The organism is Mesorhizobium sp. KACC 23794, assembly GCF_052180275.1.
Classification (GTDB): domain Bacteria; phylum Pseudomonadota; class Alphaproteobacteria; order Rhizobiales; family Rhizobiaceae; genus Kumtagia.
Genome location: NZ_CP197465.1, coordinates 6,416,366 through 6,442,677, shown reverse-complemented (window position 1 = coordinate 6,442,677; position 26,312 = coordinate 6,416,366). Strand labels below are relative to the sequence as shown.

Annotated in this window: 24 protein-coding genes; 15 read left to right on the top strand and 9 right to left on the bottom strand. The window is 65.2% G+C overall.

All coding sequences use genetic code 11. The features are described 5' to 3' along the window. Positions 1-27 precede the first annotated feature (27 nt). The gene (locus tag ACSBOB_RS31135) at positions 28-1,611 is read left to right on the top strand and encodes an FGGY-family carbohydrate kinase (protein WP_442583886.1); all 1,584 of its coding nucleotides are present in this window, start codon (positions 28-30) and stop codon (positions 1,609-1,611) included. Between the two features lie 8 nt (positions 1,612-1,619). Here ACSBOB_RS31135 and ACSBOB_RS31130 read toward each other — a convergent pair whose 3' ends face one another. After that, positions 1,620-1,937, bottom strand: a complete 318-nt coding sequence (locus tag ACSBOB_RS31130) for a hypothetical protein (RefSeq protein WP_442583954.1) — start codon at positions 1,935-1,937, stop codon at positions 1,620-1,622. On the opposite strand from ACSBOB_RS31130, the gene ACSBOB_RS31125 reads away from it, so the two are divergent. After that, on the top strand, positions 1,843-3,252 hold the full coding sequence (locus ACSBOB_RS31125) for an MATE family efflux transporter (protein ID WP_442579882.1): 1,410 nt from the start codon (positions 1,843-1,845) through the stop codon (positions 3,250-3,252). The genes ACSBOB_RS31130 and ACSBOB_RS31125 overlap by 95 nt on opposite strands. A gap of 171 nt (positions 3,253-3,423) precedes the next feature. Here the strand turns inward: ACSBOB_RS31125 and ACSBOB_RS31120 are convergent, their stop codons facing one another. The 6 genes from ACSBOB_RS31120 to speB form a co-directional block, all read right to left on the bottom strand. Continuing rightward, positions 3,424-4,197 (bottom strand): carbon-nitrogen hydrolase family protein, encoded by a 774-nt coding sequence (locus ACSBOB_RS31120; protein WP_442579881.1) that lies wholly within the window; start codon positions 4,195-4,197, stop codon positions 3,424-3,426. 92 nt (positions 4,198-4,289) lie between these two features. Further along, positions 4,290-5,078, bottom strand: a complete 789-nt coding sequence (locus ACSBOB_RS31115; RefSeq protein WP_442579880.1) for an ABC transporter permease — start codon at positions 5,076-5,078, stop codon at positions 4,290-4,292. Further along, positions 5,075-5,929 carry an ABC transporter permease gene (locus ACSBOB_RS31110; protein ID WP_442579879.1) on the bottom strand — a complete coding sequence of 285 codons (855 nt, stop codon included), beginning with the start codon at positions 5,927-5,929 and terminating at the stop codon, positions 5,075-5,077. The genes ACSBOB_RS31115 and ACSBOB_RS31110 overlap by 4 nt, the downstream gene beginning before the upstream one ends. 187 nt (positions 5,930-6,116) lie before the next feature. Continuing rightward, the gene (locus ACSBOB_RS31105; protein ID WP_442579878.1) at positions 6,117-7,154 is read right to left on the bottom strand and encodes an ABC transporter ATP-binding protein; all 1,038 of its coding nucleotides are present in this window, start codon (positions 7,152-7,154) and stop codon (positions 6,117-6,119) included. Positions 7,155-7,533: 379 nt separating this feature from the next. After that, a complete protein-coding gene (locus ACSBOB_RS31100; protein ID WP_442579877.1) occupies positions 7,534-8,610 on the bottom strand; it encodes an ABC transporter substrate-binding protein in 1,077 nt (358 codons plus the stop codon). A gap of 46 nt (positions 8,611-8,656) precedes the next feature. Next, positions 8,657-9,715: an agmatinase gene (gene speB / locus ACSBOB_RS31095; protein ID WP_442579876.1), complete on the bottom strand. Its 1,059-nt coding sequence runs from the start codon at positions 9,713-9,715 to the stop codon at positions 8,657-8,659. 288 nt (positions 9,716-10,003) lie between these two features. On the opposite strand from speB, the gene ACSBOB_RS31090 reads away from it, so the two are divergent. The 3 genes from ACSBOB_RS31090 (at position 10,004) to ACSBOB_RS31080 (ending at position 13,972) form a co-directional block, all read left to right on the top strand. Beyond that, a complete protein-coding gene (locus tag ACSBOB_RS31090; protein ID WP_442579875.1) occupies positions 10,004-10,966 on the top strand; it encodes a LysR substrate-binding domain-containing protein in 963 nt (320 codons plus the stop codon). A gap of 338 nt (positions 10,967-11,304) precedes the next feature. Continuing rightward, positions 11,305-13,317, top strand: coding sequence for a caspase family protein (locus ACSBOB_RS31085; RefSeq protein WP_442579874.1), 2,013 nt, complete (start codon positions 11,305-11,307; stop codon positions 13,315-13,317). Between the two features lie 211 nt (positions 13,318-13,528). Next, entirely contained in the window at positions 13,529-13,972 is a 444-nt protein-coding gene (locus ACSBOB_RS31080) for a hypothetical protein (protein WP_442579873.1), read from the top strand. Positions 13,973-14,275: 303 nt separating this feature from the next. Here the strand turns inward: ACSBOB_RS31080 and ACSBOB_RS31075 are convergent, their stop codons facing one another. Continuing rightward, complete coding sequence (locus ACSBOB_RS31075; protein WP_442579872.1) at positions 14,276-14,965, bottom strand: hypothetical protein; 690 nt, start codon at positions 14,963-14,965, stop codon at positions 14,276-14,278. A gap of 489 nt (positions 14,966-15,454) precedes the next feature. Between ACSBOB_RS31075 and ACSBOB_RS31070 the strand changes: the two genes are divergently transcribed. From ACSBOB_RS31070 to ACSBOB_RS31025, 10 genes are all read left to right on the top strand, one after another. Further along, entirely contained in the window at positions 15,455-16,207 is a 753-nt protein-coding gene (locus ACSBOB_RS31070) for an SDR family NAD(P)-dependent oxidoreductase (protein ID WP_442579871.1), read from the top strand. A 142-nt stretch (positions 16,208-16,349) separates the two neighbouring features. Next, positions 16,350-17,654 carry a nicotinate phosphoribosyltransferase gene (gene pncB, locus ACSBOB_RS31065; RefSeq protein WP_442579870.1) on the top strand — a complete coding sequence of 435 codons (1,305 nt, stop codon included), beginning with the start codon at positions 16,350-16,352 and terminating at the stop codon, positions 17,652-17,654. 219 nt (positions 17,655-17,873) lie between these two features. Further along, entirely contained in the window at positions 17,874-19,337 is a 1,464-nt protein-coding gene (locus ACSBOB_RS31060) for a hypothetical protein (RefSeq protein WP_442579869.1), read from the top strand. Positions 19,338-19,483: 146 nt separating this feature from the next. After that, positions 19,484-20,785: an ABC transporter substrate-binding protein gene (locus tag ACSBOB_RS31055; RefSeq protein ID WP_442579868.1), complete on the top strand. Its 1,302-nt coding sequence runs from the start codon at positions 19,484-19,486 to the stop codon at positions 20,783-20,785. Between the two features lie 83 nt (positions 20,786-20,868). Beyond that, the gene (locus ACSBOB_RS31050; RefSeq protein WP_442579867.1) at positions 20,869-21,153 is read left to right on the top strand and encodes a hypothetical protein; all 285 of its coding nucleotides are present in this window, start codon (positions 20,869-20,871) and stop codon (positions 21,151-21,153) included. Then, complete coding sequence (locus ACSBOB_RS31045; RefSeq protein WP_442579866.1) at positions 21,150-21,446, top strand: type II toxin-antitoxin system RelE/ParE family toxin; 297 nt, start codon at positions 21,150-21,152, stop codon at positions 21,444-21,446. Before ACSBOB_RS31050 ends, ACSBOB_RS31045 begins: the two co-directional genes overlap by 4 nt. Next, positions 21,447-22,328 (top strand): branched-chain amino acid ABC transporter permease, encoded by an 882-nt coding sequence (locus ACSBOB_RS31040; RefSeq protein WP_442579865.1) that lies wholly within the window; start codon positions 21,447-21,449, stop codon positions 22,326-22,328. It begins immediately after the preceding gene. After that, positions 22,325-23,308, top strand: a complete 984-nt coding sequence (locus ACSBOB_RS31035; protein WP_442579864.1) for a branched-chain amino acid ABC transporter permease — start codon at positions 22,325-22,327, stop codon at positions 23,306-23,308. The genes ACSBOB_RS31040 and ACSBOB_RS31035 overlap by 4 nt, the downstream gene beginning before the upstream one ends. Further along, on the top strand, positions 23,305-24,033 hold the full coding sequence (locus ACSBOB_RS31030; protein ID WP_442583885.1) for an ABC transporter ATP-binding protein: 729 nt from the start codon (positions 23,305-23,307) through the stop codon (positions 24,031-24,033). Before ACSBOB_RS31035 ends, ACSBOB_RS31030 begins: the two co-directional genes overlap by 4 nt. Next, positions 24,030-24,737, top strand: coding sequence for an ABC transporter ATP-binding protein (locus ACSBOB_RS31025; RefSeq protein ID WP_442579863.1), 708 nt, complete (start codon positions 24,030-24,032; stop codon positions 24,735-24,737). The genes ACSBOB_RS31030 and ACSBOB_RS31025 overlap by 4 nt, the downstream gene beginning before the upstream one ends. Before the next feature lie 94 nt (positions 24,738-24,831). On the opposite strand, the gene ACSBOB_RS31020 is transcribed toward ACSBOB_RS31025, so the two are convergent. Further along, positions 24,832-26,247: a sodium:proton antiporter gene (locus ACSBOB_RS31020; RefSeq protein WP_442579862.1), complete on the bottom strand. Its 1,416-nt coding sequence runs from the start codon at positions 26,245-26,247 to the stop codon at positions 24,832-24,834. Positions 26,248-26,312 lie beyond the last annotated feature (65 nt).

Genomic DNA, 26,312 nt, shown 5'->3' with positions numbered 1-26,312 from the left:
CCGGGCTCCGCGAAAGCATTCCGCCTGATGCCGAAACTGGTGTGCGCCGTCGACGTCGGGACGAAGAGCGCACGGGCGGGCATTTTCGACACGAGCGGCGCGCTGCTCGGGCGCAGCGAACATCCCATTGCGTTGCATGAGCCGGCGGCGGGGCGCGCCGAGCATTCGTCCGAGGAGATCTGGAGCGCGGTCTGCGCGGCGGTGCGTCAGGCGCGGGAAAGAGCCGGCACGGATGCCGGGGACGTGGCGGGAATCGGGTTCGACGCCACCTGCTCGCTTGTCGTGCGCGACCGGGGCGGCTTGCCTTTGCCGGTCTCGGCCGGCGGTGCGCCCGGCCGCGATACCATCGCCTGGCTCGATCATCGTGCGCTTGCCGAGGCCGCCGAATGCACGGCAACGGACCACCCGGTTCTGAAATTCCACGGCGGCGTGATGTCGCCGGAAATGCAGGTCCCCAAGGCGATGTGGCTGAAGCGGCATCTGCCCGACATCTGGGCCGCAAGCGGCCAACTGTTCGATCTCGCCGATTTCCTGACCTGGCGGGCCAGCGGGTCGACGGCGCGCTCGCTGTGCACCACGACCTGCAAGTGGACCTTCCTTGCGCATGAGGCCGATGGATGGCGGCGCGATTTCCTCGACGCGGTCGGCCTGTCCGATCTTCTTGACAAAGGCGGGCCGCCGGTGTGGCCGACGCCTGTCGGCGCCGATCTGGGGCCGCTGACGGCCGAGGCCGCGGCGGAACTCGGCCTGTCGCCGCAGTGCAGGGTGGCTTCGGGAATGGTCGATGCCTTTGCCGGGGCGCTCGGCGTGTTCGGCGCCCGCGCGCTCGATGCGCAGGCCGCTGCGGGCCGGGCGGTTCTGGTGGCGGGAACGTCGAGCTGCGTAATGACCATGTCGCGGCAGCCGCTGGCGCTGGACGGGTTCTGGGGACCGTATTTCGGACCGATGCTGCCGGGCTTCTGGATGACCGAGGGCGGGCAGTCGGCCACCGGCGCGCTGCTCGACCATGTGGTGCGCGTGCATGGCGCGGGCGGCGAGCCGACGGCCGAGCGGCATCGGGCGATCGCGGCGCGCGTCGCGGAATTGCGCGCCGCCGAGGGCGAGGATTTTGCGAGACGGCTGCACATAGTGCCGGATTTCCACGGAAACCGCTCGCCGCTGGCGGAGCCGGCAGCCCTTGGCGTCATTTCCGGCCTGTCGCTAGACGCCTCCTTCGACGGGCTCTGCCGGCTTTACTGGCGCACCTGCGTCGGCATCGCGCTTGGCGCGCGCCAGATCGTCGAGGCGATGCGGGCCGCCGGCCAGCCGATCGACACGCTGCATGTCACCGGCGGTCATACGAAAAACCCGCTGCTGATGGAACTCTACGCCGACGCCACCGGCTGCCGGCTGGTCGAGCCGGCGCTCGACGAGGGTGTGCTGCTCGGCACGGCGATGGCGGCGGCGACGGGTGCGGGGATGTTCCAAGGACTTGCGAAGGCGACCCAGGCGATGCGCCCGCAGGAGCGCGAACGGTTGCCCGACGCGGCGGCGAAAGGGCGCTATGACCGCGATTACCGGATTTTCCTGGAGATGCAGCGGCAGCGGCAGGTGATCGAGGGGATGGAGTGATGTGCATGTTATGAGGGGCAGGTCGGCGAGGCGATGCGAAGGAACGTGAATCCGAACGCGATCTGCTTCGCGTAGCCGCCTGGCTCAACCGAACCGGCCTCTTCCCTTCTTGCCATTTTCGGGTTTTTCAGACAAAACGCCTCGGCAGCGTGGAATTTGAAGAATTCCGTGCCGAAACTTCGGCTTCCGGCAGAAAAATGCCGACGCGCCGCGATCTGAAAGACGACGGAAATGACTGCGATCGAGGCCGGCGCGCGAGCGTCGGAAAATCCGTGGCGTGGCGAAGTGAAGGCGATGCTGGCTTTGAGCTGGCCGATGATCCTCACCAATCTCGGCCAGACGGCGATGAACGCCACCGACGTGATGCTGATGGGCCGGCTGGGCGCGCAGGCGCTGGCCGCGGGCGCGCTCGGCGTCAACCTCTATTTCATGCCGCTGATCTTCGGCCTCGGCCTGATGCTGGCGACCTCGCCGATGATCGCGACGGAACTCGGCCGCAAGCGCCATTCGGTGCGCGACGTGCGCCGCACCGTGCGCCAGGGCCTGTGGCTGGCCGTGCTGATCTCGATCCCGATCTGGATCTTCCTGTGGAACGCCGAGGCGCTGCTGAAATGGATGGGGCAGGAACCCGAGCTCGCCGCGCAGGCCGGCACCTATGTGCGCTGGCTGCAGTGGGCGGTGCTGCCCTTCTACGGCTATATCGTGCTGCGCTCGTTCATCTCGGCGCTGGAGCGGCCGGGCTGGGCGCTGGTCATCGTCTTCCTGGCGGTGGTGCTGAACGCGGTGCTGGCCTGGTGCCTGATGTTCGGCCATCTCGGCCTGCCGGCGATGGGCGTCGCCGGCGCCGGGCTGGCGACCTCGCTGGCCAGCGCCTTCATGTTCGTCGGCCTGGCCTGTGTGGTTGCGCTGGAGAAGAAATTCCGCCGCTACAGGATGTTCGGCCGCTTCTGGCGGGCCGACTGGCCGCGCTTCAAGGCGCTGCTGAAGCTCGGCCTGCCGATCGCCGGCATTCTGGCTTTCGAGGTGACGATCTTCAACGCGGCAGCGCTGCTGATGGGGCTGATCTCGCCGGCTTCGCTGGCGGCGCACGCGATCGCCATCCAGATCGCCTCGATCTCCTTCATGGTGCCGCTTGGGCTGAACCAGGCGGTGACGGTGCGGGTCGGACTGGCTTTTGGCGCCCGCGATCCTGACGGGATCGCCCGCGCCGGCTGGACGGCTTACGTCATCGGCGTCGGGTTCATGGCGCTGATGGCGCTGACCATGATTACCGTGCCGAACCTGTTGATCGGCGCCTTCATCGACATGGGCGCGCCGGAGAATGCCGAGGTGATCGCGCTGGCGGTCACCTTCCTCGCCTTCGCCGGCCTTTTCCAGATCGCCGACGGCGCGCAGGCGGTCGGCTCCGGCATGCTGCGCGGCCTGCACGACACGAAGGTGCCGATGGTCTACGCGGCCATCGGCTATTGGGGCGTCGGCCTGCCGCTCGGCGTGCTGCTCGCCTTCCCGCTGGGGCTGAAGGGCAACGGCATCTGGATCGGCCTGTCGGCCGGGCTGGTCGTGGTGGCGGCGCTGCTGCTCACCCGCTGGCTGCGGCGGGGGCGGCTGGGGCTGATGGACGAGAGGCGGGCTTTTGGGTGAGGAGCGGTCCGCGCAGCGGACGAAAAGCCAACGATTTGGCTTTTCGAGCGACGAACGCCCGGAGCCATAGCGAAGGGCCAGGGGCAGTGCGAGTTTGGCGCCTCGAAGAACTTGACCGTCCCTAAAGTCAGGGGGCGGTATAGCGGCGGGAGTGGTCCGCCGCCGTGCCCCCTACACCCGCAAATCCCTGAGATACGTATTCGCTTCCGCCGACGCCGCAAATTCGGCCGGCTCGATGTCGGCGACCAGCAGCGCCTCGCCCTCGACGCCGGCTTCGGCAAGCAGCGAGCCGTCGGGCGCTGCGATGACCGACAGGCCGGCGAAGGAGAACAGCGGGTCGGCGCCGCTGTGATTGACATAGGCGACAAAAACCTGGTTCTCGAAGGCCCGCACCGGGATCATCTTTCGCGCGATCAGTTCCGAATGGTCGCTGACCGGCAGCGCGGTCGGCACGATGACGAGTGCCGCACCCGCCTGCGCCAGGCGGCGCACGGTCTCGGGGAATTCGACGTCGTAGCAGATCAGCATGCCGATCTTGATGCCGCGATGCTCGATCAGAGTTGCGGTGGGCAGGGCGGGCGTGAACAGGCCGCGTTCATAGGGGCCGTAGAGATGCGCCTTGCGGTAGACGATTGGCGGCCGGTCGCCGTCGATGTAAAGCGCGCTGTTCCAGACTGTGCCGCCGTCGCGTTCGGCGAAGCCCACGGCAAGCGCGATGCCGAGGCGCTGCGACAGTGCCGCCAGGCGTTGGGCGATGGGGCCATCTGCCGGCTCGGCCAGCGTCGTCATGGCTGCGCCGGCGCCATAGCCGGTAACGGCAAGTTCCGGTGCAACAAGCAGATGCGCGCCTTGCGCCGCCGCATCTTCCGCCGCGCGTTCGATGCGGGCGAGGTTGGCGGCGGTGTCGCCGGCTTTCGCCTGCATTTGCAGGATGGCTAAGCGCATCGGTGCGGTCTCATTCGTATTCGTCGTGCGCCGTCTTTATCCCAACTGCCAGATCGCCGCGAGAGGCCGCGCCATCAGACGCCCTGCGACAATCACATGGCTCCCAGCAGTTTTCGGATGTCGCCGAAGCGGGCGATCAGCCCGAACACGAGGGCGGCGATTGCCACGAAAAACACCGACACCGCCGCCATGGTCGGCGTGTAGCCGTAGCGCAGCGCGTTGAAGATTTTTATCGGCAGCGTTTCGACCGTGAATCCGACCGTCATGTAGGCAACGATGTATTCGTTGAGCGACAGCACGAAGGCGAAGGCGTACCCCGAGACGAGATAGGGCAGGATCAGCGGCAGTACCACGGTCTTCAGCACCGTGCGGTCGTCGGCGCCCATGGTGGACGCCGCTTCGACCAGCGAACGGTCGATCGAGGCGAAGCCGAGCGACAGTGTCACCAGCGGAAGTGTCACGAAAAAGATGCCGTGGCTGATCGCCGCCGTCCACGGCTGGCCGTAAAGGCCGCTGGAGGCCCAGAAGGTGAGCAGGCCGAGCGCGGTGATGACCGGCGGCAGGATGAAGGGCGCGACGCCGAGCAGTTGAAAAATGTTCGCCCATGGCGCGATGCGCCGCCACAGGAACCAGGCGAGCGGCAGCGCGATGGCCACCGCGATCGCCGCCGAGGTGACGGCGAGCAGCAGCGAGGCGATCAGCGCGCGTCGCCATTCCGGATCGGAGAAGATCTGCGCATACCAGGCGAGCGAGAAGCCGACCGGCGGGAAGGTCAGGTCCTGCTTGACGTTGACCGAAACGCCGGCGACCACCACCAGCGGCAGCGCCAGGAAGAAGGCAACGGCGAAGAAATACAGCCGGCGAAGCATTTTGGCGCTCATCCCGCATTCTCCTTGCGTCCGACCAGCAGCGTCAGCCCGACCAGCCCGAGCGAGATCAGCACCAGGAACACCGCCATGGCCGCCGCGAAAGGCATGTTCGACTGGTAGATCGCCTGGTCGGTGATCAGCACCGACAGCGTCCAGTGCTGCGGCCGGCCAAGAATCTGCGGCAGCAGGTAGCAGCCAAGCGCGAAGACGAAGGCCATGATGATGGTGGCGACGATGGTGTTGCGCAGCGCCGGCACGACGACGTTGAAGAAGGCTTTTACCGGCGAGGCGCCAAGCGTGCGCGCCGCTTCCAGCAGCGTCGGATCGAGCCGCACCAAAGCGGGGTAGAGGACGAGGATCGTATAGGGCAGCGCCTGGTAGACCATGGCGGTCATGACCGCGCCGAAGGACGGCGACAGCGCGAGAGGGGCGCTCATCAGGCCGAGCCAGACGAACAGATTGGTGATGCCGGCGGTGCGCGAAAACAGCGTCGACCAGGAGAAGCCGATGATGACCTCCGACAGCGACAATACCGACAGCAGGCAGACCAGCCACACCGTCTGCACTTTTCGGGATTGCTTGGTCAAAAGGTAGGTGAAGGGGAAGGCGATGACGACGCAGCAGACAGCCACCAGGACGGAGAGAAGCAGCGAGAAGCCGAGCACACGGCCGAAGAACAGCGACAGGAAACGCGCGTAATTGTCGAATACGAAGGCCGTCTTGTAGAAGCCGGCCGGGTCGCGCTGGAAGAAGCTGACGGCGATCATCGTCGAGAACGGAATGACGAAGAAGACGATCAGCATCAGGCTGGGGAATACCAGCGGCGTGTAATCGGCGAGCTTTTGCGGCGGCTCGCGTCTCATGGGAGGGATTCCGCGATAGCCGCGCCCCCTCCACCACGCTTCGCGTGGTCCCCCTCCCCCGTGAACGGGGGAGGATCTAGGTCGTGCCGGCGGCCCCGCCGCTGTTCCTCCCCTGCGAAGCGGGGGAGGGGGACCGCCGAAGGCGGTGGAGGGGGCGCGCAAGCGGGCACGGAGAGAATCGCAGATGTCATGACTTCACCACCACGCAGGCTTGCGGCGGCAGGGTCACGCCGACCTTGGCCCCGGTCGCGACATCGATGCGCTCGCGCGGGGTCGTCACCGCGACGATGGTGGAGCCGCCGGCTTCGATATAGGTCTCTATCGTTGCGCCGAGGTCGCGCACGAAGGTGACCGTGCCGTCGATGGCGCCGGCGGACGGCGGGCCGAGATGCACGTCCTCGGGCCGCACAGACACGGAGGATTTCGCTGTGCCGGAGGCCAGAGACAGGCCGGGGATGACCGTGCCGAGGATCGAGACGCGGCCTGTGCCGTCCGCGCTGGCCTCAAGCAGGTTGGTCGAGCCGATGAAGTCGGCGACAAAAGCGTCCGCCGGCTTCCGGTAGATGTCGATGGGGGCTGCCGCCTGGCGGATTTTTCCCTGACCCATGACGACGACGAGATCGGCCATAGTCATGGCCTCGCGCTGGTCGTGGGTGACGACGATGGTGGTGATGCCGAGCCGCTGCTGCAATTGCCGCAACTCGACCTGCATGGATTCGCGCAGCTTTGCATCAAGCGCCGACATCGGCTCGTCGAGCAGGAACAGTTTTGGCGACAGCGCCAGCGCCCTTGCGATGGCGACGCGCTGCCGCTGGCCGCCGGAGAGTTTCGCCACTGGACGGTCGGCAAAACCCGGCAGGTGGACGAGCTTGAGCAACTCGTCGGCGCGCGCCTTCTGTTCGTCCTTCGAGGAGCCGCGGATGCGCAGCGCATAGGAGATGTTGTCGCCGACCGTCAGGTGCGGGAACAGCGCGAGCGACTGGAACACCATGCCGAAATTGCGCTTGTGCGTTGGCGTCCTGGTAATGTCCTCGCCGTCTATGGCGATATCGCCCGCGCTGGGCTCTTCCAGCCCGGCGATCATCCTCAAAAGCGTGGTCTTGCCGCAACCGGATGGGCCGAGCAGGCAGACGAAGGTGCCGTGCGGCACCGACAGGCTCACGTCATCGACGGCTTTGAAATCGCCGAACTGCTTGGTGACGTTGCGTATCGCTAGTCCGGACATGGGCGCATCCCGATGGTTCAAGGCGCTATGCGGAGGCCGCGGCGCCAGCCGGCGATCATATTGCTGGCAGGCGGCAGGAATTCACGCTTGGATCGATCGCGGCAAAGAATTCGAGGGCGGAAGCAGCGGCGCCGAGCCAGCCGGCGCATCGGGGAGGATGGGCCACCCCGACCGCCTCGCTCTCGAACTGGAGGTGCGCCATGTGGTTTCGACCATGTAGCGTCACCCTGGAACTGAAATGGACCCGGACAGGCTGGCAAGTCTCGTTCCGGGTCCGCTTCAGGATCTAGGAAAGGGGGCCAGGCGAAAGCCTGGCTCCCACTCCAGCCTCCAAGATAACGCCAAGCGCGAACACAGACAAGGTCCGCGTTCCCGCGTCTCAACCCGCGATCATCTCCGTCCATTTCTGGTTCAGCCAGTCGGACTTGGTGGTGTAGAGGTCGTAGCGCGGGATGATCGGCGGGATTTCCGACGACACGGCGCCGAATTCTTCCGCCGTGAGGTCGAGTTTTTCCTTCTTCAGCGTCGGCGCGGTTCCGACCTTGCGCGACATCAGGCCTTGGATCGACGGCTGGCTCATATAGTCGATGAACACCAGCGCCTCTTCGGCCTTTTCCGAGGCGCGCGAGATGACCCAGTTGCCGCTGTCCTGGATGCCGCCTTCCTGCGGGAAGGTCGAGCGCACCGGCTGGCCGTCGGCGGCGGCGAGGCCGGTTACGTCGTGGTAATACTGGCCCATCGGGATCTCGCCCGACTTCAGCGCCTGCTCGAACTGCGCCTCGTCGCGATACCAGAGGCGGACGTTGGGTTTCACCTCGGCGAGTTTCTCAAAAGCCTTGATCTGGCCTTCCTCGGTGTCGAGCGCGTTGGTGCCGCCGAAGAAGGTTTTTGCGGTTACTTCCAGCAGGAAGGAGTTGGAGACCAGCGCCAGGAGGCCGAGCTTGTCGGCGTTAGCCGGGTCCCACAGCGCCTGCCACGAGGTCGGCGCCTCCTTGTAGACGTCGGTGTTGGTGACCAGTGTGATGTACCACGCCACCGCGCCGATGCCGGCGACGCGGCCGTCGGGATATTTGTTGACGAACTGCGGCAGCAGGTCGCCGAAATTCTTGATCTTCTTCTCGTCGATCGGCACCCAGAGTTCGGTGGACTGTCCCTTGAGTGTCGATGTCTGCGACATCATCGACACGTCGGCGGGCGCCTGCCCTGCCTTGGCCGCCTGCTCGAGCTGCACCAGCCAGGCCTCGCCGGTCGGCTCGGCCACGGATTCCACGGCGATGCCGGTCGACTTGGTGAATTCGGGGAAGATATTCTCGTTGAAGGATTTCTGGAAATAGCCGCCATAGACGCCGATCTTCAGCGACTTGTCCTGCGCGCGCAGGATCGACGGCATGGCGAGCGCGCCGCCTGCGGCAAGCGCGCCGCCGAGCACCGTGCGCCGGGTCAGGTTTATCGTCATCGTGGTTCTCCTCTGTGTCGGCCGGTTTCCGGCGCGTTGCTTGTTCTCACTTCGTCTTGCCGGTGATCGCCGGGCTGAACACCATCAGCGACAGGATCTCGAACAGAACCTGCGCGCCGGCATGCGCCGTGTTGGCGGTGGCGTCGTATTGCGGCGCGACCTCAACGACGTCGCCGCCGACGATGTTCAGGCCCTTCAGCCCCCGCAGCAGTTCCAGCACCTCGCGCGTCGTCAGCCCGCCGATCTCCGGCGTTCCCGTACCCGGCGCGAAGGACGGGTCGAGGCTGTCGACGTCGAAGGAGATGTAGGTCGGGCCGTCGCCAACGATTTTTCGCGCCTTCTCGATGATGTCCGGGACGCCCATGCCGGTGACGTCCTCGGCGTGCACGACGGTCATGCCGGATTCGTAGGTGAACTCCCACAGATATTCCGATGCGCCGCGGATGCCGATCTGGATGGTGCGCGTCGGGTCGAGCACGCCGTCGAGCACCGCGTTGCGGAACGGCCCGCCATGGTGGAATTTGGTCAGGTCGTAGGCGCCGCTGGTATCGCAATGCGCATCGATGTGGATCATGCCGACGGGGGCCTTCTTGCCCACGGCCTTGAGGATCGGGTGGCTGACCGAATGGTCGCCGCCGACCGAGAGCGGCAGTACGCCGGCATCGACGATCTGGTTGATGCGCTTTTCGATGTCGTCATGGCAGAGTTCCAGCCGGTAGCGGCTGCGGAACGCCACGTCGCCGATGTCGGCGACCCGTAATTCCTGCACGGGCGCGCAGTCGAGAACGTGGTTGTAGGGACCGATGCGCTCGATGGTGCGCAGCGCCCGCGGCCCGAAACGCGCACCGGTGCGGTTGGTGACGCCGAGGTCCATCGGCATGCCGACCATCGCGACTTGGAGGTCGCCGAAATCCGGATTGTCGTTGTCGACCTGCATGTGCGGCGCGGCGAGGAAGGTGGGCATGCCGGCGTAGGGCGCGACGCGGGTGCCGCCCTTGAAGATCTTTTCGGCCACGCGCCGGAATTTCGGATCATACATGTCGCCGCCGGGCAAATCCGCGTATCGGCGGCGCAGCGCTTCCAGCTTTTCGGCGTCGAAACCCATGAAAATCCTCCTGCGGCGCGAATGATGCGCCGATATGCTGTTCGAGGGCATTCACGCCCGCCTTGCTCCGGCGGATCGTATGCCCTTCGATGTTCCCAAACCTGCTTTTTCTTGATTTCGATAAAACTGCCCGGAATCCGTTGAAAGATCAATTGATATTGTTGTAGCGTTCCATGTGAATTTTTCTCACAGTTACATGTCGGGAAATCTGGAAAAGCCGGCCTGAAATGGCGGCTTTCCGGCGATCCCGGCATATCGGAAATGTCCCTGGACGCCCGAAGGTTCGCCATGTCCGGTCGCCTGCCTCCGCTCAATCCGCTGCGCGCCTTCGAGGCGACGGCCAGGCATGGGTCGCTGACCAAGGCGGCGGCCGAACTCAGCGTGACCCACGGCGCGGTCAGCCACCAGATCAAGGCGCTGGAAGCGACGTTGAAGGTAAGACTGTTCGAGCGCGCCGGCCAGCGGCTGAAGCTGACGCCGCAGGGCGCGGAACTGCTGCCGGCCGTCTCCGGCGCCTTCGAAGGCATAGCGGCGGCGACCGCGCGGCTGATGCGGCCGACCGGAGCGGGCCAGCTCTCCGTGAGCTGCGTGGCGGCGCTGCTGTCGCTGTGGGTGATCCCGCGCATCGGCAGTTTTGTCGCGCAATATCCGAACATCAGACTGAAGCTGCGCGCCTCCAACGATCCGCAGGATTTGCGCTCGCCCGAGATCGACCTCTGCGTGCATTACGGCGACCGCGACTGGGGCGACTGCTGGTTCCGCAAATGGTCTGATCTCGAACTGTTCCCGGTGGTCAGCCCGACACTGATCAACAACCGGCCGATCCGTACGGTGCGCGACCTTGCCGACCACGTCATGCTGCATGGCGACGACGGGCGCGAGTGGCACACCTGGCTGGCGGCGGCCGATGCGCTGGAATTGGCGCGCGGGCCGCAGTTGCAGATGAGCGACGCACGGCTGTCGACCGAGGCGGCGTTGCACGGCCACGGCGTGGCGCTGGGCGATTCGGTGACAGCCAGCGGGCTTCTGGCGCGCGGGCAACTGGTGACGCCCTTCAACCTCGCCGTGCCGGCGGTGGACTCCTTCTACGTCGCCTGCCGCGGCCAGATGCGGTCGGCGCCGGTGGTGCAGGCTTTCATCGACTGGATCTTTGCCGAGCGCGATCTTTCGGTGACGCGCGGGGAGACGGCGGTGGCGGGTCAGATCGGCATCCGCAAGCGGCGCGGCGCGGGACGGGGGGCGGGAGGCTGAGGAAGGCTGCTGCCGTTCCGTTCGGCGGGGGGCCAGTTGCAAGGATTCCGGATGCCGGCGAAACAACATCCGATGTAACCGCACTGTAACGCCGGACACCAAATTGCAACAATCATGTCATTGCGCTGGCATCAGCCGGACGAAGTGACGCCCTAATCCTGCTTTTGACTGGACATGGACAGCGCATCTTGCAATTCTGCGCTGGGGCAAGGTTTGGGCTGGGTGCGGTTTTGCGCTTCGGGGTTGTAGCAATTACAGCCGTCGCGTTGTCCTTTGGCATTTGCTCCGCCGAGGCAGCGACGCGCGCGCTGGTGGTCGGTGTTTCCGGATATCCGAATTTGGCGGAAAGCCTGCGTCTCGTCGGGCCGAAGAACGATTCTCGCGAGATGGCCAACACGCTTGCGCGGCTGGGCGTCGCGCCGGCCGACATCACGGTGCTGGCGGACGGCGTCGACGGGCTCGCCGAAGGTATCGCTAATCCGGGGCCGGGCACGCGTGAAGCGGTGCTTGCGGGTCTCGACCGGCTCGCCGAGACGGCAAAGGCCGGTGACCTCGTCGTCTTCTATTTCTCCGGTCACGGCTCGCAGCAGCCCGACCAGGACAGCGACGAGCAGGGCGGTAACGACGAGATCTTCCTGCCCTATGATGTCGGCAACTGGACCGGCAAGGGCGTCGAGAACGCGCTGGTCGACGACGAACTCAATGCGCGCGTGCGAAAAATCCTCGACAAGGGCGCCGACTTCTTCGGCGTGATCGATGCCTGCAACTCCGCCACCGGATTTCGCGCCCTGGCCGGCGACGATGTGCGGGCGCGGGGTGTCGAGCCGGCGGAACTTGGCGTGCCGGCGGCCGCGAGCAGCGGGCGCGGGCTGATCGCCGCCAGGATGGAGCAAAAACCCGGCCGGGGCCGCGCCGCCTTCTTCTACGCTGCGCAGGAGATCGAGGAGGCGCTGGAAAAGACGCCGAAGGACGCTGCGCCCGGCGAGAGTTTCGGCGTCTTCACCTACACGCTGCTTGGCCGGCTGAACGCCACGCCGGGCCTGACCTATCGCACGCTGCATCAGGCTGTCATGGCCGACATCAAGCGCAACACGCTGATGGCCACCCAGACGCCGGAACTGGAAGGCGAATTGCTGGACGAGCCGGTGCTGGGGCTGAGCGCGGCCACGGCGCGAAAGCAGTGGCCCGTCTTTTCCGGCAAGCTGCAGGCGGGCGCTCTGGAGGGCATCTCGGCCGGCTCGGTGCTGGCGCTCTACGAGGATGCGACCACTCCCGACGACAGGCCCGTCGCGCATGGCGTGGTCGAGACGGCGGGCGCCAGCCGCAGCGTGGTGGCGCCAGTCATGTGGCCGTGCGAGAGCGACGCCGCGGCCTGCGCCGCAGGGGTGGATGCGGCGGCCTTCAAGAAAGGCCGCTTTGCCCGGCTGGTCGAGCGCGGCGTCGACCTCGGCCTGGTCCTGTCGGAGCCGGTGCGCGTCGATCCGGATGACGGCCACGACTATACGGCGGCGGTGGCCGCCCTGCGGCAGGCGACGGCGATGCCCGCGCTTGCGCCGCGCGTGTCGCTGCGCCGCGAGGGATATGACATTGCGGTCGGTCTCGTCGATGGCACGATTGCGTTTTCGCCGGCCGGCGGGCTGATCGACCGGGACGGGCGGTCGCCGCGTCTGACGTTGCCGGACGAGCCGCAGGCGGCGGCGCAGGCCGTAGCGGACGCGATCGGCCGCATGGCACGCGCCACCGCTTTGCAGCGGCTGGACCCGCGCGGCGAGGCGGCCGAAAAACTCGGCCTGACGCCAAGGATATTGGCGCGCGCCAGTGCGGTGCGACCCGGCAAGGGCGCGCCCTGCCCCGACGGCGAGAGCAATTATGCGGCGGCCAAGCCGACCAGCGAAAACCCTGTCCTTGCCGATTGCGACATCCTGTCGATCGAGATGGAGAACATCGGCCGCAAGCCGCTCGACGTCACCGTGCTCCTGATCGGCGCGGATTTCTCGATCACGCCGGTGTGGCCGACGAACGGCAATTCCAACCGCATCCATATCGGCGAGAAACGCACGGTCGACATATTGCAGATGGAGCCCAACCCGAAAGCCTCCGCCGAGGAGCGGCTGGTGTTCCTCGCGGTGCCGGGCGTCAACCGCGCGCATACGGCCTTCACCGACCTCGGGCAGGACGGCTTGCGCGCCATGCCGGGCGTGGAAGCGCCGGGCGCGGCGGCGGTGCGCGACCTGCTTTCGGTCGGGTTGAACGACATGAACCGGGCGGTCGCGACGCAGCCGCCCCGGCTCGAGGAGGAGATGTCGATCGACATCAGGCCGTTCCGGGCGACCCAGGCAAAGGGAGACTGAGAGCGGACGATTTTGGGGGCAGGAATGCCCCATCGCGATCCCCCGACCGATCCGCCAAGCGCGGGCAGGCAGGGCGGAAACACCGGGCGGAGCATCCGCCGGTGAGGTTCGAGGCGCAGCCGCGGATGGTGTGGCGGCCTCGATAAAGTCGGGTCGCGCGTGGCGGGGGTCCGTCCTGCGCGGGAACTGTCAACAACAGAGGACGATGACCATGAAGAAACTTCTGATAGCGGCGGTCTTCGCCGCGGCCAGCCTGACGGCCGGCGCGTCGGTGGCGCAGGACAAGCAGACGCTGAGCACCGCCCAGCAGGCGGAAGGCCGTCTGATCCTGGAGACGGCGCGCAATCTCGTCAGCTATGGCGAGACCAAGGGCGACGCGCTGGCGCTGGTCACCGCCGCCAAGATGATGGCGAGCGTTCCCGGCAAGGTGCTGGCCGACGGCCAGACCGGCGAGGGCGGCGCGGACAAGAGCGCGCCCTTCGACATCGAGGGCGTGCTGAAGAAGGCCGAGGACCTCTCCCAGGGCGACGAACTGATCACCAAGGTTGCCGGGCAGGTGCGTGAGACGGCGGCGGCCAACTCCAAGGCCGTCTGCTACTGGCAGTATTATTGCTATTACAATGGCTGGTGCGAATACGCCTACGCGTGCTGGTAAGCGCTGGAACACCCTCGCCCTCTGTGGGGAGGGTCGGTGAACAACCGAAACGCAGTGAAGTGCGTGAGCCGGGGTGGGGTCGTGGCGGACAAGCTCCGACCTTGCTCTGTTTCGGAGCACCTTGCCACCGACCCCCGCCCCGCTTCAAAAACCTCGCGTGTCGCTCAGTTTTCTCTGTAACCCTCCCCGCAAGGGGGAGGGTTAGCCGGCCTCAGTCCGCGGGGCTGGCGAACAGGATCAGATTCCCGTCCGGATCGAGCACAATGAAGTTCCGGGCGCCTGCCCCGGCGATTTTCAAGACCGTCACCCCAGGTTCGCCAGATGGTCTGACGATGGTTTGCAGACCGCGTTCAGGTGGAGGGCGCGTACGGATTTGTCCTCAACGCGGACGAAGTTCATCGTGTAATACGACCAGTTGTAGAACTCCGTCGATTGGTCTCGTTCGACGACCAGAACGGCATGAAAGGCGAACTGGTAGTCGGAGGATCCGCCTCCATTGGTGAAAAGCGCCTGCATTTCGAAACCGGTAAGCTCGCTCGATCGCGTGACAGGCCGATACCGTCCAATATGGTCGGCCGGAACTTGCAGGCAGAACGGCATGATGCCCGCTGTGGAGAGTGCGCGCCATTTCACGATCGAAATATTGACGTAGGACAGAAAGAAAAGCGCAGCGACCGTTCCGGGGATCGAAAGCGCGATCAACGCATTGGAGCGTCGTGTCTCGCTCAGCTTGCCGCTCCTCAGCCATGTCAGCACGACGATCGGGATGTCGATCAATCCTCCGAAGAAGATGAGCAACAGGTAGCCGGGTTGAAAAGCGATATCGCCAGCAAGATCGGAGGGCCGATCAGGCTGATGATGAAATGAACCAGGATCGCGCGAGCCATCAGCAGTCGTGATGGTCTTCCGGACAAAAGTGCCCAGCCCGATACCGCAAAGACGATCAACGGGCCGCCGAACCACAACAGGTGAAGGAAGCCAGCGGATTTCCATCCTGGATAGGAACTTGGATAGACTGCCCAGACGAGGAAGGCGGTTACCAGCGCGCACCAAATACCGAGAATCCCAGCCTCGCTGGTTTTGGCCGGCACATCCCGCCGGACAGGCCCGGATACGGTAAGGCCGGTACTGTTTTCGCCGGCCCCTTGGTGAAGGCTATCGCCTTGCGCGCGCGCCTCAGTCACACATCCCCCCTTATCCGGAACTTCATGGCAGAGCGCAGCGCAACATGCTGAAATGTACTGCGCCCGGATGTCAGCTGTCGTTGAATTCCGGCATCCTCAAGGCGTTTGCAAATCGGATTCCCGTTCGTCATTTTTCGACGGTGAAAAAAACGCGCACCGGTGACTTGCGGTCACTTCATCAGCCCCACAGGAGCAGCAATCGAAGCGCGGAATGTAGGCGGCGGCAGGCGGACGCTTGCAAATGTGATATCGGAACGGGCGCCGAGGCGAGTCGGCAAGGCAGATCGGGAGGGATCGGATGAATCAGGCAAAGCCGCTCGACGGCAAGGTTGCGATCGTCACGGGGGCGGCAGGCGGCGTTGGGCGGGCGACTGTCGAACTGCTGACGCGGCGCGGCGCCTCGGTGGTGGCCGAGGACGTCGACGCCAATGTCGCAAATCTGGAAGCGCCGAACGTCGCGGCGGTGGCGGGCGATGTGCGGAAAGCCGGAACGGCGCGCAAGGCGGTCGAGGTGGCGCTGGCGCGCTTCGGGCGGCTGGATATCCTCGTCAACAATGCGGCTGTCATCATCACCAAGGACATATTGTCGACCGAGGAGGATGAGTGGAACGACCTGATGGCGGTCAACGTCACCGGCGTGTTCCACCACTGCCGCGCCGTATTGCCGGAAATGATCAAGCAAAAGAGCGGCTCGATCGTCAGCGTCAGCTCGATCTCCGGCCTGGTGGGGCTGCCCTTGCAGGCGGCCTACTGCGCCAGCAAGGGCGCGATCGTGCAACTGACGCGGCAGCTCGCGGTGGATTATGCGGAACATGGCGTGCGGGTGAATTCGGTGGCGCCGGGCTCGGTCGATACGCCGTTCCTGACGCGCTATCTGGACAGCCAGCCGGACCCCGTCGCCGCCGAGCGCGCCATCAAGGCCGCGCATCCGATGGGCCGCATCGGTTCGCCGCAAGAGATCGCCGAGGTGATCGCGTTCCTGGCCTCCGACGCGTCGTCGTTCATCACCGGCGCCATCCTCTCTGCCGACGGCGGCTACGTGGCGCGGTAGGCGCAGTCGCATAGGGCCGGACCGGCGCCGGCCTGCGCCGGGCAGGACCAAAGGAAAGCTGCAGCACGCGGAAAATTTCGATGCTATAGGCGCTTCCGGGTCCTGACCGGCCCGGCAGGAAGAAGCGGGGTTTTTTGGGTCGATGACCAAGACCGATATCGCCAGGCGCGTCTATAACCATGCCTGGAAGCTGGATCCGATCGTCCGCAGCCTGCTGGACACCGATTTCTACAAATTGCTCATGCTGCAGATGATCTGGGGCATGTATCCGAAAGTCGACGCCACCTTCTCGCTGATCAACCGCACCACCAGCGCCCGGCTGGCGGAAGAGATCGACGAGGGTGCGCTGCGCGAGCAGTTGGACCATGCGCGCACGCTGCGCTTCGGCAAGAAGGAGATGATCTGGCTGGCCGGCAACAGTTTTTACGGCCGCAAGCAGATATTCGAGCCGGAATTCCTGTCCTGGCTGGAGAATTTCCGACTGCCCGAATACGAGCTGGAAAAGCGGGACGGCCAGTACGAGCTGCATTTCCACGGGCCGTGGATGTACACCTCCATGTGGGAGATCCCGGCGCTGGCCATCATCAACGAGTTGCGCTCGCGCGCCGCGATGAGCGGTTTTGGACCATTCTCGCTCGACGTGCTTTATGCCCGCGCCAAGGCAAAGCTGTGGGACAAGACCGAGCGGCTGCGCAAGCTCCCGAACCTCAAGGTGTCCGACTTCGGCACGCGTCGACGCCACAGTTTTCTGTGGCAGCGCTGGTGCGTCGAGGCGCTAAAGGAAGGCATCGGCGACGCTTTCACCGGCACCAGCAACGTCAAGCTTGCCATGGACACCGACCTGGAGGCACTGGGCACCAACGCGCACGAACTGCCGATGGTGTTCGCGGCGTTGACCGGGACGGACGAGGCGTTGCGCCAGTCGCCCTATCACGTCCTGCTGGACTGGCAGCGTTATTACGGCGGCAATCTGCTGATCGTGTTGCCCGACGCTTTCGGCACGGCCTCCTTCCTGCGCGACGCGCCGGACTGGGTAGCCGACTGGACGGGTTTCCGCCCCGACAGCGCGCCGCCGATCGAGGGCGGCGAGAAGATTCTGGCGTGGTGGCGCTCGAAGGGCGTCGACCCGCGCAACCGGCTGCTGATCTTTTCCGACGGGCTGGACGTCGACGCCATCGAGGAGACCTACAAACATTTCGACGGCAAGGTGCGCATGGCCTTCGGCTGGGGCACCAATCTGACCAACGATTTCGAGGACTGCGCGCCGATCGAGACCGACCGGATGAACGCCATATCGCTGGTGTGCAAGGTGACGGAAGCCAATGGCCGCCCCGCGGTCAAACTCTCCGACAATCCCGCCAAGGCCACCGGCGAAGCCGCGGAGATCGCGCGGTATTTGCGGGTGTTCGGGAATGAGGAGCGGGTGGAGCAGAAGGTGAAGGTTTGACAGCGTTGTCTGCGGACAACGGAGCGCACGACTGCTAGGCTCTGCCGATCATACGGGCCCGGATCGTTGCCGTCGCATTCCTTCGCACCCCCCTCTGTCCTGCCGGACATCTCCCCCTCAAGGGGGGAGATCGCGCCGGCGGCTCGGCTTTCGCCAATCGCCATCGTTGAAGTGCAGACGGCAATGCTGAAGCTGCCAATCTCCCCCCTTGAGGGGGAGATGTCCGGCAGGACAGAGGGGGGTGCGAAGGAACGCCATGCGGGCGACGACGGCAGGTGGCCAACCGCGAGGATCGTCGCGTTCAGCTGCGCGGCTTTCGCTCTCGCCCCGACCGCCGCCTTCGCCCATGCCTCCGATCGCGGCTACGTGCTGCTGTTGCCGACCGGCTATTATCTGTTCGGCGGCGCGGTCGTGGTGGCGGCAAGCTTCCTGGCGCTGTTCTTCGTCCCGCAAACGACGCTGGAGAAACTGGCTGCGTGGCGGTTGCCCCTGTTTGCCGTGCCGGACAGGCTGCGGTTCTGGACGAGCCTCGTGTCGTTCCTGATCCTCTGCGCGTTGATTGCCGCCGGCATCTTCGGCAGTCGCGACCCGCTGTCGAACCCGCTGCCGCTGACGGTGTGGACGCTGCTGTGGATCGGCCTGACACTTGTTCAGGGCGCGTTCGGCAACCTTTGGCGCTGGATCGACCCTTGGTATGCGCCACTAAAATTAGCCGGCGCAGTAATTCCGAAAGAGGCCGGGCTGAAATATCCCGAATGGCTTGGCTACTGGCCGGCGGTCATTCTGTTTGCTGCCTTCGCATGGTTCGAACTGATCGATGTTGCGCCCGACGATCCGTACCGGCTGGCACTTGCCGTCGGCGGCTACTGGATGTTGGCCTTTGCGATCATGCTGGTGGTCGGCCATGATGTCTGGAGTGGACGTGGCGAGTTTCTGTCCGTGTTTTTCCGAATGGTTTCCCGCTTCGGCATTTTTCATTCTGCGACGGACGGCAACCGGAGACCCGTCTCGCTCTGCCTGCCGGGCGCAAAGCTTTGGGCCGAACAGCCGCTGCCGCTGTCCGTCACGCTGTTCCTGCTGCTGGCGCTTGCATCCGTGTCCTTCGACGGATTTTCGAAGACGTTCCTGTGGCTGGGCGCGAACGGCATCAACCCGCTGGAGTTTCCCGGACGCTCCGCGCTGCAGGCCATCAACACGCTTGGCCTGGCCGGGATGTTTGCCGCGCTTGCTGGGGTGTTCCTGATTTGCGTCTCTCTCGGTGAACGGTTGGCCGGCGAAGGATCGGCGCGGCGCGCGGCGGGGCTGTTGGTGTGGTCGATCGTGCCGATCGCGCTCGCTTATCATTTCTCGCATTACCTGACCGCCTTCCTGGTCAACGCGCAATATGCGGCGGTGGCGCTTTCGGACCCGTTCGGGCTTGGCTGGAACCTCTTCGGAACCGCCTATATGCCGGTGTCCGCGGGTATCGTCATGGGGTCGGAGCAGGCCGTGCTCATCTGGAACGCCCAGGCTTTTGCAATCATCGGCGGGCATGTGCTGGCGGTGCTGGTTGCGCATGGTCTGGCCTCGCGGCTGCACGCCGGATCGCGAGGAGCGCTGTTTTCACAGGTGCCGCTGACGCTGCTGATGATCGGCTACACGGTGTTCGGGCTCTGGCTTTTGTCGACGCCGACAGCCGGGTAGGCGTGAAGCTTGTGCGTCGCAGCATTGTCGCGCCAGCCTGCCCTTGCGGCACCCAAGGATTGATGATTTAGTTTCCGCATCAATGCGTTTCGGGCGCCGGGGACCTGCGCCACGCGGCTCCGGACAGATCGTCAGAGGGGACAGGCATGACCACAAGCAAGGCTTCCAGCCTCATCGGCACGCGTCTCAATCGCCGCACCGCCCTCAAGGGGATTGCGGCTTCGGCCGGCCTCGTGGCGGCTCCGGGGTTTGTGCGCTATTCGCAGGCGCAGAGTTCGGCGCCGATCAAGATCGGCTTCCAGTCGCACCGCACCGGCATCGGCGCCGCCTATGGCCGCTGGTACGAGAAGACGACCGCCGCTGCGATCAAGCTGATCAACGATGCGGGCGGCATCAACGGGCGCCCGGTCGAGATCATCATCGAGGACGACGGCACCGACCCCGGCCGCGGCGCCGAGGTAATCGGAAAATTCGCTACCCAGCACAAGGTCGACGTCGCCTACGGCACGTTGTTCAGCCATGTGGTGATCGGCTCGGCGCCGGCGGCGGGCGAGGCAAAACTGCCCTATTTCGTCGTCAGCGAGGGCCACCACGTCGCCTCGACCAAACTCAACCGCTACGTCTTCCAACCCGGCATCACCGACGTGAAGAGCCAGATTCAGGCGATGGCGCCGTGGATCGCCGGCAATGTCGGCAAGAAGGTCACGCAGATTTTCCCGGACTTCGCCTTCGGCTACGACCATCGCGACTACCTGCCGCCGGCTTTGAAGGCGCAGGGCTCGGAAGTCATCGCGCAGATCGCCATTCCGCCGACGGAAAGCTCGTTCACAAAGTATTTTCCGCAGATTCCGGCCGACACCGAGGTGCTCTACCACGTCATGGTCGGGCCGGCGGTGCTGACCTTCGTCAAGGAACTCGGCGAGTTCTACGGCACCAACCGGCCGCAGCTCTTCGGCTTCATCGACAGTCTCGAGGCGGTCGACATCAACAGCCCCGGCCTGGAATTTCTGGACGGCAGCCATTTTTGGGAAGGCTCGCCGCGCTACGCGCAGGACAACGACAGCGAGGCGCAGAAAGCCTATCGCGCCGCCGTCGGCATCGACGAGAACGGCGCGGCGCTGGGCGATCCCAAGGACGTGTCGACGGCCGCCCACATGTTCGGCTGCTGGGAAACGCTCTACGTCATCAAGAAGGCGATGGAGGATTCCGGCTACAAGGGGCCTGAGGATCGCGCCAAGCTTGTCGAGGCGACCGAGGCGCTGACCGCCTTCGCCGAAGGACCCGAGCATCCGCAGGGCGACAAGACCTTCAATGGCAAGATTCACCAGTGCTTTGGCCACCAGAACATTTCCAAAGTCGAAGGCGGCAAGCTCAAGGTCGTGCACCGCACGACGATCGAGGACGGGCTCTACGAGCCGGAAGGAGATTATACGATCCAGCCGCTGTGAGGACGGCATCCGAATGTGACCGGTCTGGTGACGGAGGTACTGACGTGGTATATACGTCGTCAGTACCTCGATCGGAGATGACCATGGCCAAGGAAGCCGTCTTCACGATGAAACTGGAGCCGGAACTGCGCGATGCGTTCATGGCGGCCGCCAAGCATGACGACCGCCCGGCGTCGCAGATCGTCCGCGAATTCATGCGCGATTTTGTCAATCAGGATCGGGAGTATGTCGAATTCCTGCGCCGAAAGGTGGAGCGTTCCCGCGCCTCCATTGCGGCCGGCAAATGGCTTTCCGGAGAAGAGGTGGAAGCGAAGTTTCAGCGCCGTCGCGAGGAAATCCTGCGTAAAGCAAGCGAGGACAATGCGTGAAGGTTCGCTGGTCCAAGGATGCCGAAAAGGACCGTGACGAATTTTTTGATTTCATCGAGGCTGACAATCCTGTTGCCGCTGCGAGAATGGACCTTCTCTTCAAGACCGCGGCTGAAAGAGCGGCCAAGTTTCCTCATATGGGCCGACCGGGCGAGTTGCCGGGAACGCGCGAACTGATTCCCCATCCGAACTATCGCCTCGTCTACGAAATTCAGGACGACGCGATTTATGTTCATGCTGTCCTCCACACCGCCCGCCAATGGCCGCCGGAATCAGCCGACGAGGACGGCTGAATGGCCTTCGGTCCTCACCTGCTGCTCGCCACACTCGAAGGTCTCGTCAATTCGGCGGTGCTGGCGCTGACGGCGCTTGGCCTGTCGCTGGTGTTCGGCGTCATGCGGGTGGTCAATGTCGCGCATGGCGAGTTCTATATGCTCGGCGCCGTGTTGGCCTGGTGGGTGGCCTCGCTGGTGACCGGCCATCCGGCGCTGGGCTTTCTGGCCGCGCTCGTCATAAGCCCGCTGATCGGCGGAGCTATCGCGCTCGTCTCCGAGCGGCTGGTGCTGCGCAGGCTGGAGTACAATCCGGAATCGACCATCGTCGCCACCATCGGCCTGCTCTACATTTTTCAGCAGGCGGCGCTGACTTTCTACGGCCCCGAGGCGCGGCCGGTCGAGGCGCCGTTCAATTACCGTATCCTGCTGCCGTGGTTCGGCTATTCCGGCTACAAGCTGTCGGTGATCGCCGCCTCGGCGCTGCTGCTCGCTGCGACGTGGTTCGTGCTGACGAAGACGAAGGTCGGACTGGTCATGCGCGCCACGCAATATGACCGAGAGACGGCGCAAGCCTTCGGCATTCCGGTCGACCGCGTCTATGCCGGCGTGTTCGCGCTGGGTGCGATGCTGGCGGCGGTGGCCGCGGTGCTGATCGTTCCAATCAGCCAGGCGCATTATCTGATGGGCCGCGATCCGCTGCTGCTGTCCTTCATCGTCGTCATCATCGGCGGGCTGGGCTCGCTGCGCGGCACGGTGATCGCCGCGCTGATCGTCGGGCTCGGCGACGGCATCATCTCCGTCTTCTTCTCGCCGACGCTGGCGAAGATCATCGCGACGCTGGTGGTCGCCATGGTGCTGGTGTTCCGGCCGCAGGGCCTGTTCGGCACGGCGGCGCGATGAGCGCTTCGCCGGCAAAGGCCTACCTGCTGCATGCCGCGGTGATCGCGCTCCTGCTGGCGCTCGGCTTCGTGCTGCCGGACTATCATCACGGCGTGCTGGCCAGGGTCATGGTGCTGGCGGTGTTCGCCATGGGTTATAACCTCCTGTTCGGTTATGCTGGCCTGCTCAGCCTGGGGCACGCCATGTTCTTCGGCGCGGGGCTGTATGGTGCGGGACTGACGATGGTGCATCTCGGCTGGGGTGTCGTCCCAGCCTTCGCCGCCGGGCTTGCAGCCGGCGCAGCACTGTCGCTTGCCGTCGGCTTTCTCGCGCTGCGCACCACCGGCGTCGCCTTCATGATCGTCACCATGATGTTCGCGCAGGTTTTTTATCTCGTGATCTTCTATTTTGGCGCGTGGACGCGCGGCGACGAGGGGTTGGTGATAGCCCAGGCGCAGCGGAGGATATCGTTTGCCGGCGCAACGCTCGACCTGACCAGCCCCTCGTTCCGCTATCTCGCGGCGCTCTCCCTCTTCGCGGTCGTGCTGATGATCACGCTGGCGGTCGTGCGCTCGCGTTTCGGCCGGGTGCTGGTGGCGATCCGCGAGAACGAGGAGCGCGCCCGCATGCTGGGGTTCGACACCTTCGCCAACAAGCTGGCGGCCACGGTGGTTTCGGGCACGATCTGCGCGGCGGCGGGCGCGGCCTATGCGATCCTGTTCGGCTATGTCGGCGCGACCTTCGCGTCGGTGCAATACTCCATCCTGCCACTGCTCTGGGTGCTGCTCGGCGGCGCGGCGACGACGCTAGGGCCGCTGGTCGGCACGCTGCTGATGTTCTACCTGATCGACAGCTCGGGCGATCTGCTGAAAGCCTGGCTGCCGGACTGGAACGTCAGCTATCTCGGCATCGTCGGGGTGGCGCTGGTGCTGCTCATCCTGTTCTTCCCGAAAGGCATTCTGGGGACAGTGCGCCAGAGGTGGGTGCGATGGCTGCCGTGACGCCGCTGATCGCCACCTCCGGGCTGAAGAAACATTTCGGCGGGTTGCGCGCCGTCGACGGCATCGATTTTTCGGTGATGCCCGGCGAGATACGCGCCGTCATCGGTCCCAACGGCGCCGGAAAAACCACCTTTGTCAGCCTGATCTGCGGGCGGATCGAGCCGACCTCGGGTGTGATCCTGTTCGAGGGGCGCGACATCACAAAACTGCCGGCGCACCGGCGCGTGCGGGCAGGCATCGCCTACACGTTCCAGATCACCAGCGTTTTTTCCAACCTCTCGGCCTACGACAATGTCGCGCTGGCGGTGCAGCGTACGCTGACCGACGGACGGGCAGGTGGCCACCTTCGCGACGGCGTCATGTCGGCGCTGTCGCGCACCGGCCTTGCTGCGCGTGCCCACGAGACGGCGGGGTCGCTGGCCTACGGCCACCAGCGGCTGCTGGAAGTCGCGATGGGGCTGGCGCTGAAGCCGCGCCTGCTGATCCTCGACGAGCCGACGCAGGGCCTCTCCGACGGCGAGATCGAGAATTTCGTTACGCTGGTGCGGGAGGTGGCGCGCGACGCCACCGTTCTGATCATCGAGCACAACATGCCGGTGGTGATGGCGCTGGCCGACCGCATCACCGTGCTAGACGCCGGAAAAGTACTGGCCGAGGGCGCGCCGCAGGACATCCGCGCCAATGCCGCTGTGCAGGCGGCGTATCTCGGGGCGGAGGTGGCATGACCGCCGTGCTGCGGATCGAAAAACTCGACTGCTTCTGCGGCGAAGTGCAGGTGCTGCATGGCCTGTCGCTGGAGCTCCGGCGCGGCGAGGTGCATTGCCTGCTGGGGCGCAACGGCGCCGGCAAGACGACCCTTCTCAAGGCGATCATGGGGCTGGTCCCCGCGCGGGCGGGAACGGTCATGCTCGGTGCGAAAAACCTGGTCGATCTGCCGGCGCATGAAGTGCCGAAGGCTGGCGTCGCCTATGTGCCGCAGGGCCGGCGGCTGTTCGCCGAGATGAGCGTTGCTGAAAACATCGAGATCGGCCTGATGGCGCGCGGCAAGGGCGCCGAGACGCGCGAAAACGTGCTGGCGCTGTTTCCGATCCTGCGTGAACGGCTGAAGCAGCGCTCGGGCACGCTGTCCGGCGGCGAGCAGCAGATGCTGGCGATGGCCCGGGCGCTCTGCCTGGAGCCGGACGTGCTGCTGCTCGACGAGCCGACCGAAGGGCTGATGCCGTCGATGATCTCGAAGATCCGCGAGACGGTGGAGCAATTGGGCGAGCGCGGCGTCTCGACACTGCTCGTCGAGCAGCGGGTGGATGCCGTGCTGCCTGTCGCCGACCGCGTCACCTTCGTCGAGAATGGCCGAGTCCGCGCCACTGTCGGCGTTGATGAAGTGCGCGCTGATCCGGACATGGTGAAGCGGTATGTCGGGGTAGGTTGAGAGCGAAGTGCCGCGGACAGTTCACTTAATTCCGCGGAAAGGCGCTGCGTTTCAGGGTCGGCGCGGGCGGAATTAAGTAAACTGTCCCCTGACGCTACCCTCCGAAAAACACCCAGCCCGCCAGCAGGAAGGTCGGGATCAGCACCGCGCCGGACCACAGCATGTAGCCGAAGAAACTCGGCATTTTGACTCCGCGGTGCTTGGCGATGGCGAAGACCATGAAGTTGGGGGCGTTGCCGATATAGGTGTTGGCGCCCATGAACACCGCGCCCGTCGAGATGGCGGCGAGGGTGGTGGCCAGCCCGGTCATGAGGTGCTCAGGGTCGCCGCCGGCAAGCTCGAAGAAGACGAGATAGGTCGGGGCGTTATCGAGGAAGGAGGAGAGCGCGCCGGTCAGCCAGAAATAGGCCAGGTCGTTAGGCGCACCGGCCTCATTGGTGACCATCGCGACCAGCGGGGAAAGCGCACCCTCCGAGCCCGCGCGCAGGATGGCGATGACCGGCACGATGCAGATGAATATGCCGGCGAAGAGTTTCGCCACCTCGACGATCGGCCCCCAGGTGAAACCGTTGGCATGGCGCATGGGGCGGGGCGTGAGTTTCAGCGAAGCCAGAGCCAACGCCAGGATGATCGCGTCACGCAGAAGGTTCTGCCCTTCGAGCTGCACGCCCGCGACCGTGAAGGCGACGCCCGGCTTCCATGCGGCGGAGAGCAGGATCGCGCCGATGACGCCGGCCAGCAGCGGCAGGTTGACGAGGCCGCGCACCCGCACTGCGCTGTTCGGCGTCGGGTCCTTGATTTTCGGCATGCCGGCCTCGCGGGCATGCAGCCAGAAATCCAGCGCCAGGAAGACGGCCAGCACGATGCCGCCGACGAACAATGTTTCCTTCCAGAGGTTGGCGGTGGTCCAGAAGAAATCGACGCCGCGCAAAAAGCCGACGAACAGCGGCGGGTCGCCCAGCGGGGTGAGGGCGCCGCCGATGTTGGAAACCAGGAAGATGAAGAACACGATGACATGCGCGTTGAACGGGCGGTTGTCGTTGGCGCGGATCATCGGACGGATCATGATCATGGATGCGCCGGTGGTGCCGACGACGGAGGCGAGCAGCGCGCCGATGACGAGCAGGCCGGCATTGGTCAGCGGCGTGCCATGGATGTTGCCGGCCACCAGTATGCCGCCGGCAATGGTGTAAAGCGCGAGCAGAAGGATGATGAAGGAAAGATATTCGAGCAGCAGCGTGTGCAGCAGCGCTTCAGCCGAGACGGGCCAGCCCTGCGTGGCGATCAGCGGCAGAACGACGAGCGCGGCCCAGCCGGCGGTGATCTTGCCGTAGTGGTGTTCCCACAGATGCGGGTAGAGCAGGGGACCGGTTGCGATCGACAGCAGCAGCCCGGCGAAAGGCAGCGCCCACATCAGCGACATGGCGTCGCCCGGCAAGCCTTCCGCCGCGAAGGCCGCCGTGGGGCAGAGCAGGGCGGCCGCCAGCACTGCGCGGAGCAAGGATCGCATGAAGTCCCCCTCAACGGTATGTCGGCCGACCGCGCGTTCCGGCCGCCGCGCCGGTAACCTGCGAT

Coding starts and splice junctions, on each gene's coding strand:
- ACSBOB_RS31135 (WP_442583886.1), top strand. CDS start 28: ATGCCGAAACTGGTGTGCGCCGTCGACGTCGGGACGAAGAGCGCACGG.
- ACSBOB_RS31125 (WP_442579882.1), top strand. CDS start 1,843: ATGACTGCGATCGAGGCCGGCGCGCGAGCGTCGGAAAATCCGTGGCGT.
- ACSBOB_RS31120 (WP_442579881.1), bottom strand. CDS start 4,197: ATGCGCTTAGCCATCCTGCAAATGCAGGCGAAAGCCGGCGACACCGCC.
- ACSBOB_RS31115 (WP_442579880.1), bottom strand. CDS start 5,078: ATGAGCGCCAAAATGCTTCGCCGGCTGTATTTCTTCGCCGTTGCCTTC.
- ACSBOB_RS31110 (WP_442579879.1), bottom strand. CDS start 5,929: ATGAGACGCGAGCCGCCGCAAAAGCTCGCCGATTACACGCCGCTGGTA.
- ACSBOB_RS31105 (WP_442579878.1), bottom strand. CDS start 7,154: ATGTCCGGACTAGCGATACGCAACGTCACCAAGCAGTTCGGCGATTTC.
- ACSBOB_RS31100 (WP_442579877.1), bottom strand. CDS start 8,610: ATGACGATAAACCTGACCCGGCGCACGGTGCTCGGCGGCGCGCTTGCC.
- speB (WP_442579876.1), bottom strand. CDS start 9,715: ATGGGTTTCGACGCCGAAAAGCTGGAAGCGCTGCGCCGCCGATACGCG.
- ACSBOB_RS31090 (WP_442579875.1), top strand. CDS start 10,004: ATGTCCGGTCGCCTGCCTCCGCTCAATCCGCTGCGCGCCTTCGAGGCG.
- ACSBOB_RS31080 (WP_442579873.1), top strand. CDS start 13,529: ATGAAGAAACTTCTGATAGCGGCGGTCTTCGCCGCGGCCAGCCTGACG.
- ACSBOB_RS31075 (WP_442579872.1), bottom strand. CDS start 14,965: ATGGAAATCCGCTGGCTTCCTTCACCTGTTGTGGTTCGGCGGCCCGTT.
- ACSBOB_RS31070 (WP_442579871.1), top strand. CDS start 15,455: ATGAATCAGGCAAAGCCGCTCGACGGCAAGGTTGCGATCGTCACGGGG.
- pncB (WP_442579870.1), top strand. CDS start 16,350: ATGACCAAGACCGATATCGCCAGGCGCGTCTATAACCATGCCTGGAAG.
- ACSBOB_RS31060 (WP_442579869.1), top strand. CDS start 17,874: ATGTCCGGCAGGACAGAGGGGGGTGCGAAGGAACGCCATGCGGGCGAC.
- ACSBOB_RS31055 (WP_442579868.1), top strand. CDS start 19,484: ATGACCACAAGCAAGGCTTCCAGCCTCATCGGCACGCGTCTCAATCGC.
- ACSBOB_RS31050 (WP_442579867.1), top strand. CDS start 20,869: ATGGCCAAGGAAGCCGTCTTCACGATGAAACTGGAGCCGGAACTGCGC.
- ACSBOB_RS31040 (WP_442579865.1), top strand. CDS start 21,447: ATGGCCTTCGGTCCTCACCTGCTGCTCGCCACACTCGAAGGTCTCGTC.
- ACSBOB_RS31035 (WP_442579864.1), top strand. CDS start 22,325: ATGAGCGCTTCGCCGGCAAAGGCCTACCTGCTGCATGCCGCGGTGATC.
- ACSBOB_RS31025 (WP_442579863.1), top strand. CDS start 24,030: ATGACCGCCGTGCTGCGGATCGAAAAACTCGACTGCTTCTGCGGCGAA.
- ACSBOB_RS31020 (WP_442579862.1), bottom strand. CDS start 26,247: ATGCGATCCTTGCTCCGCGCAGTGCTGGCGGCCGCCCTGCTCTGCCCC.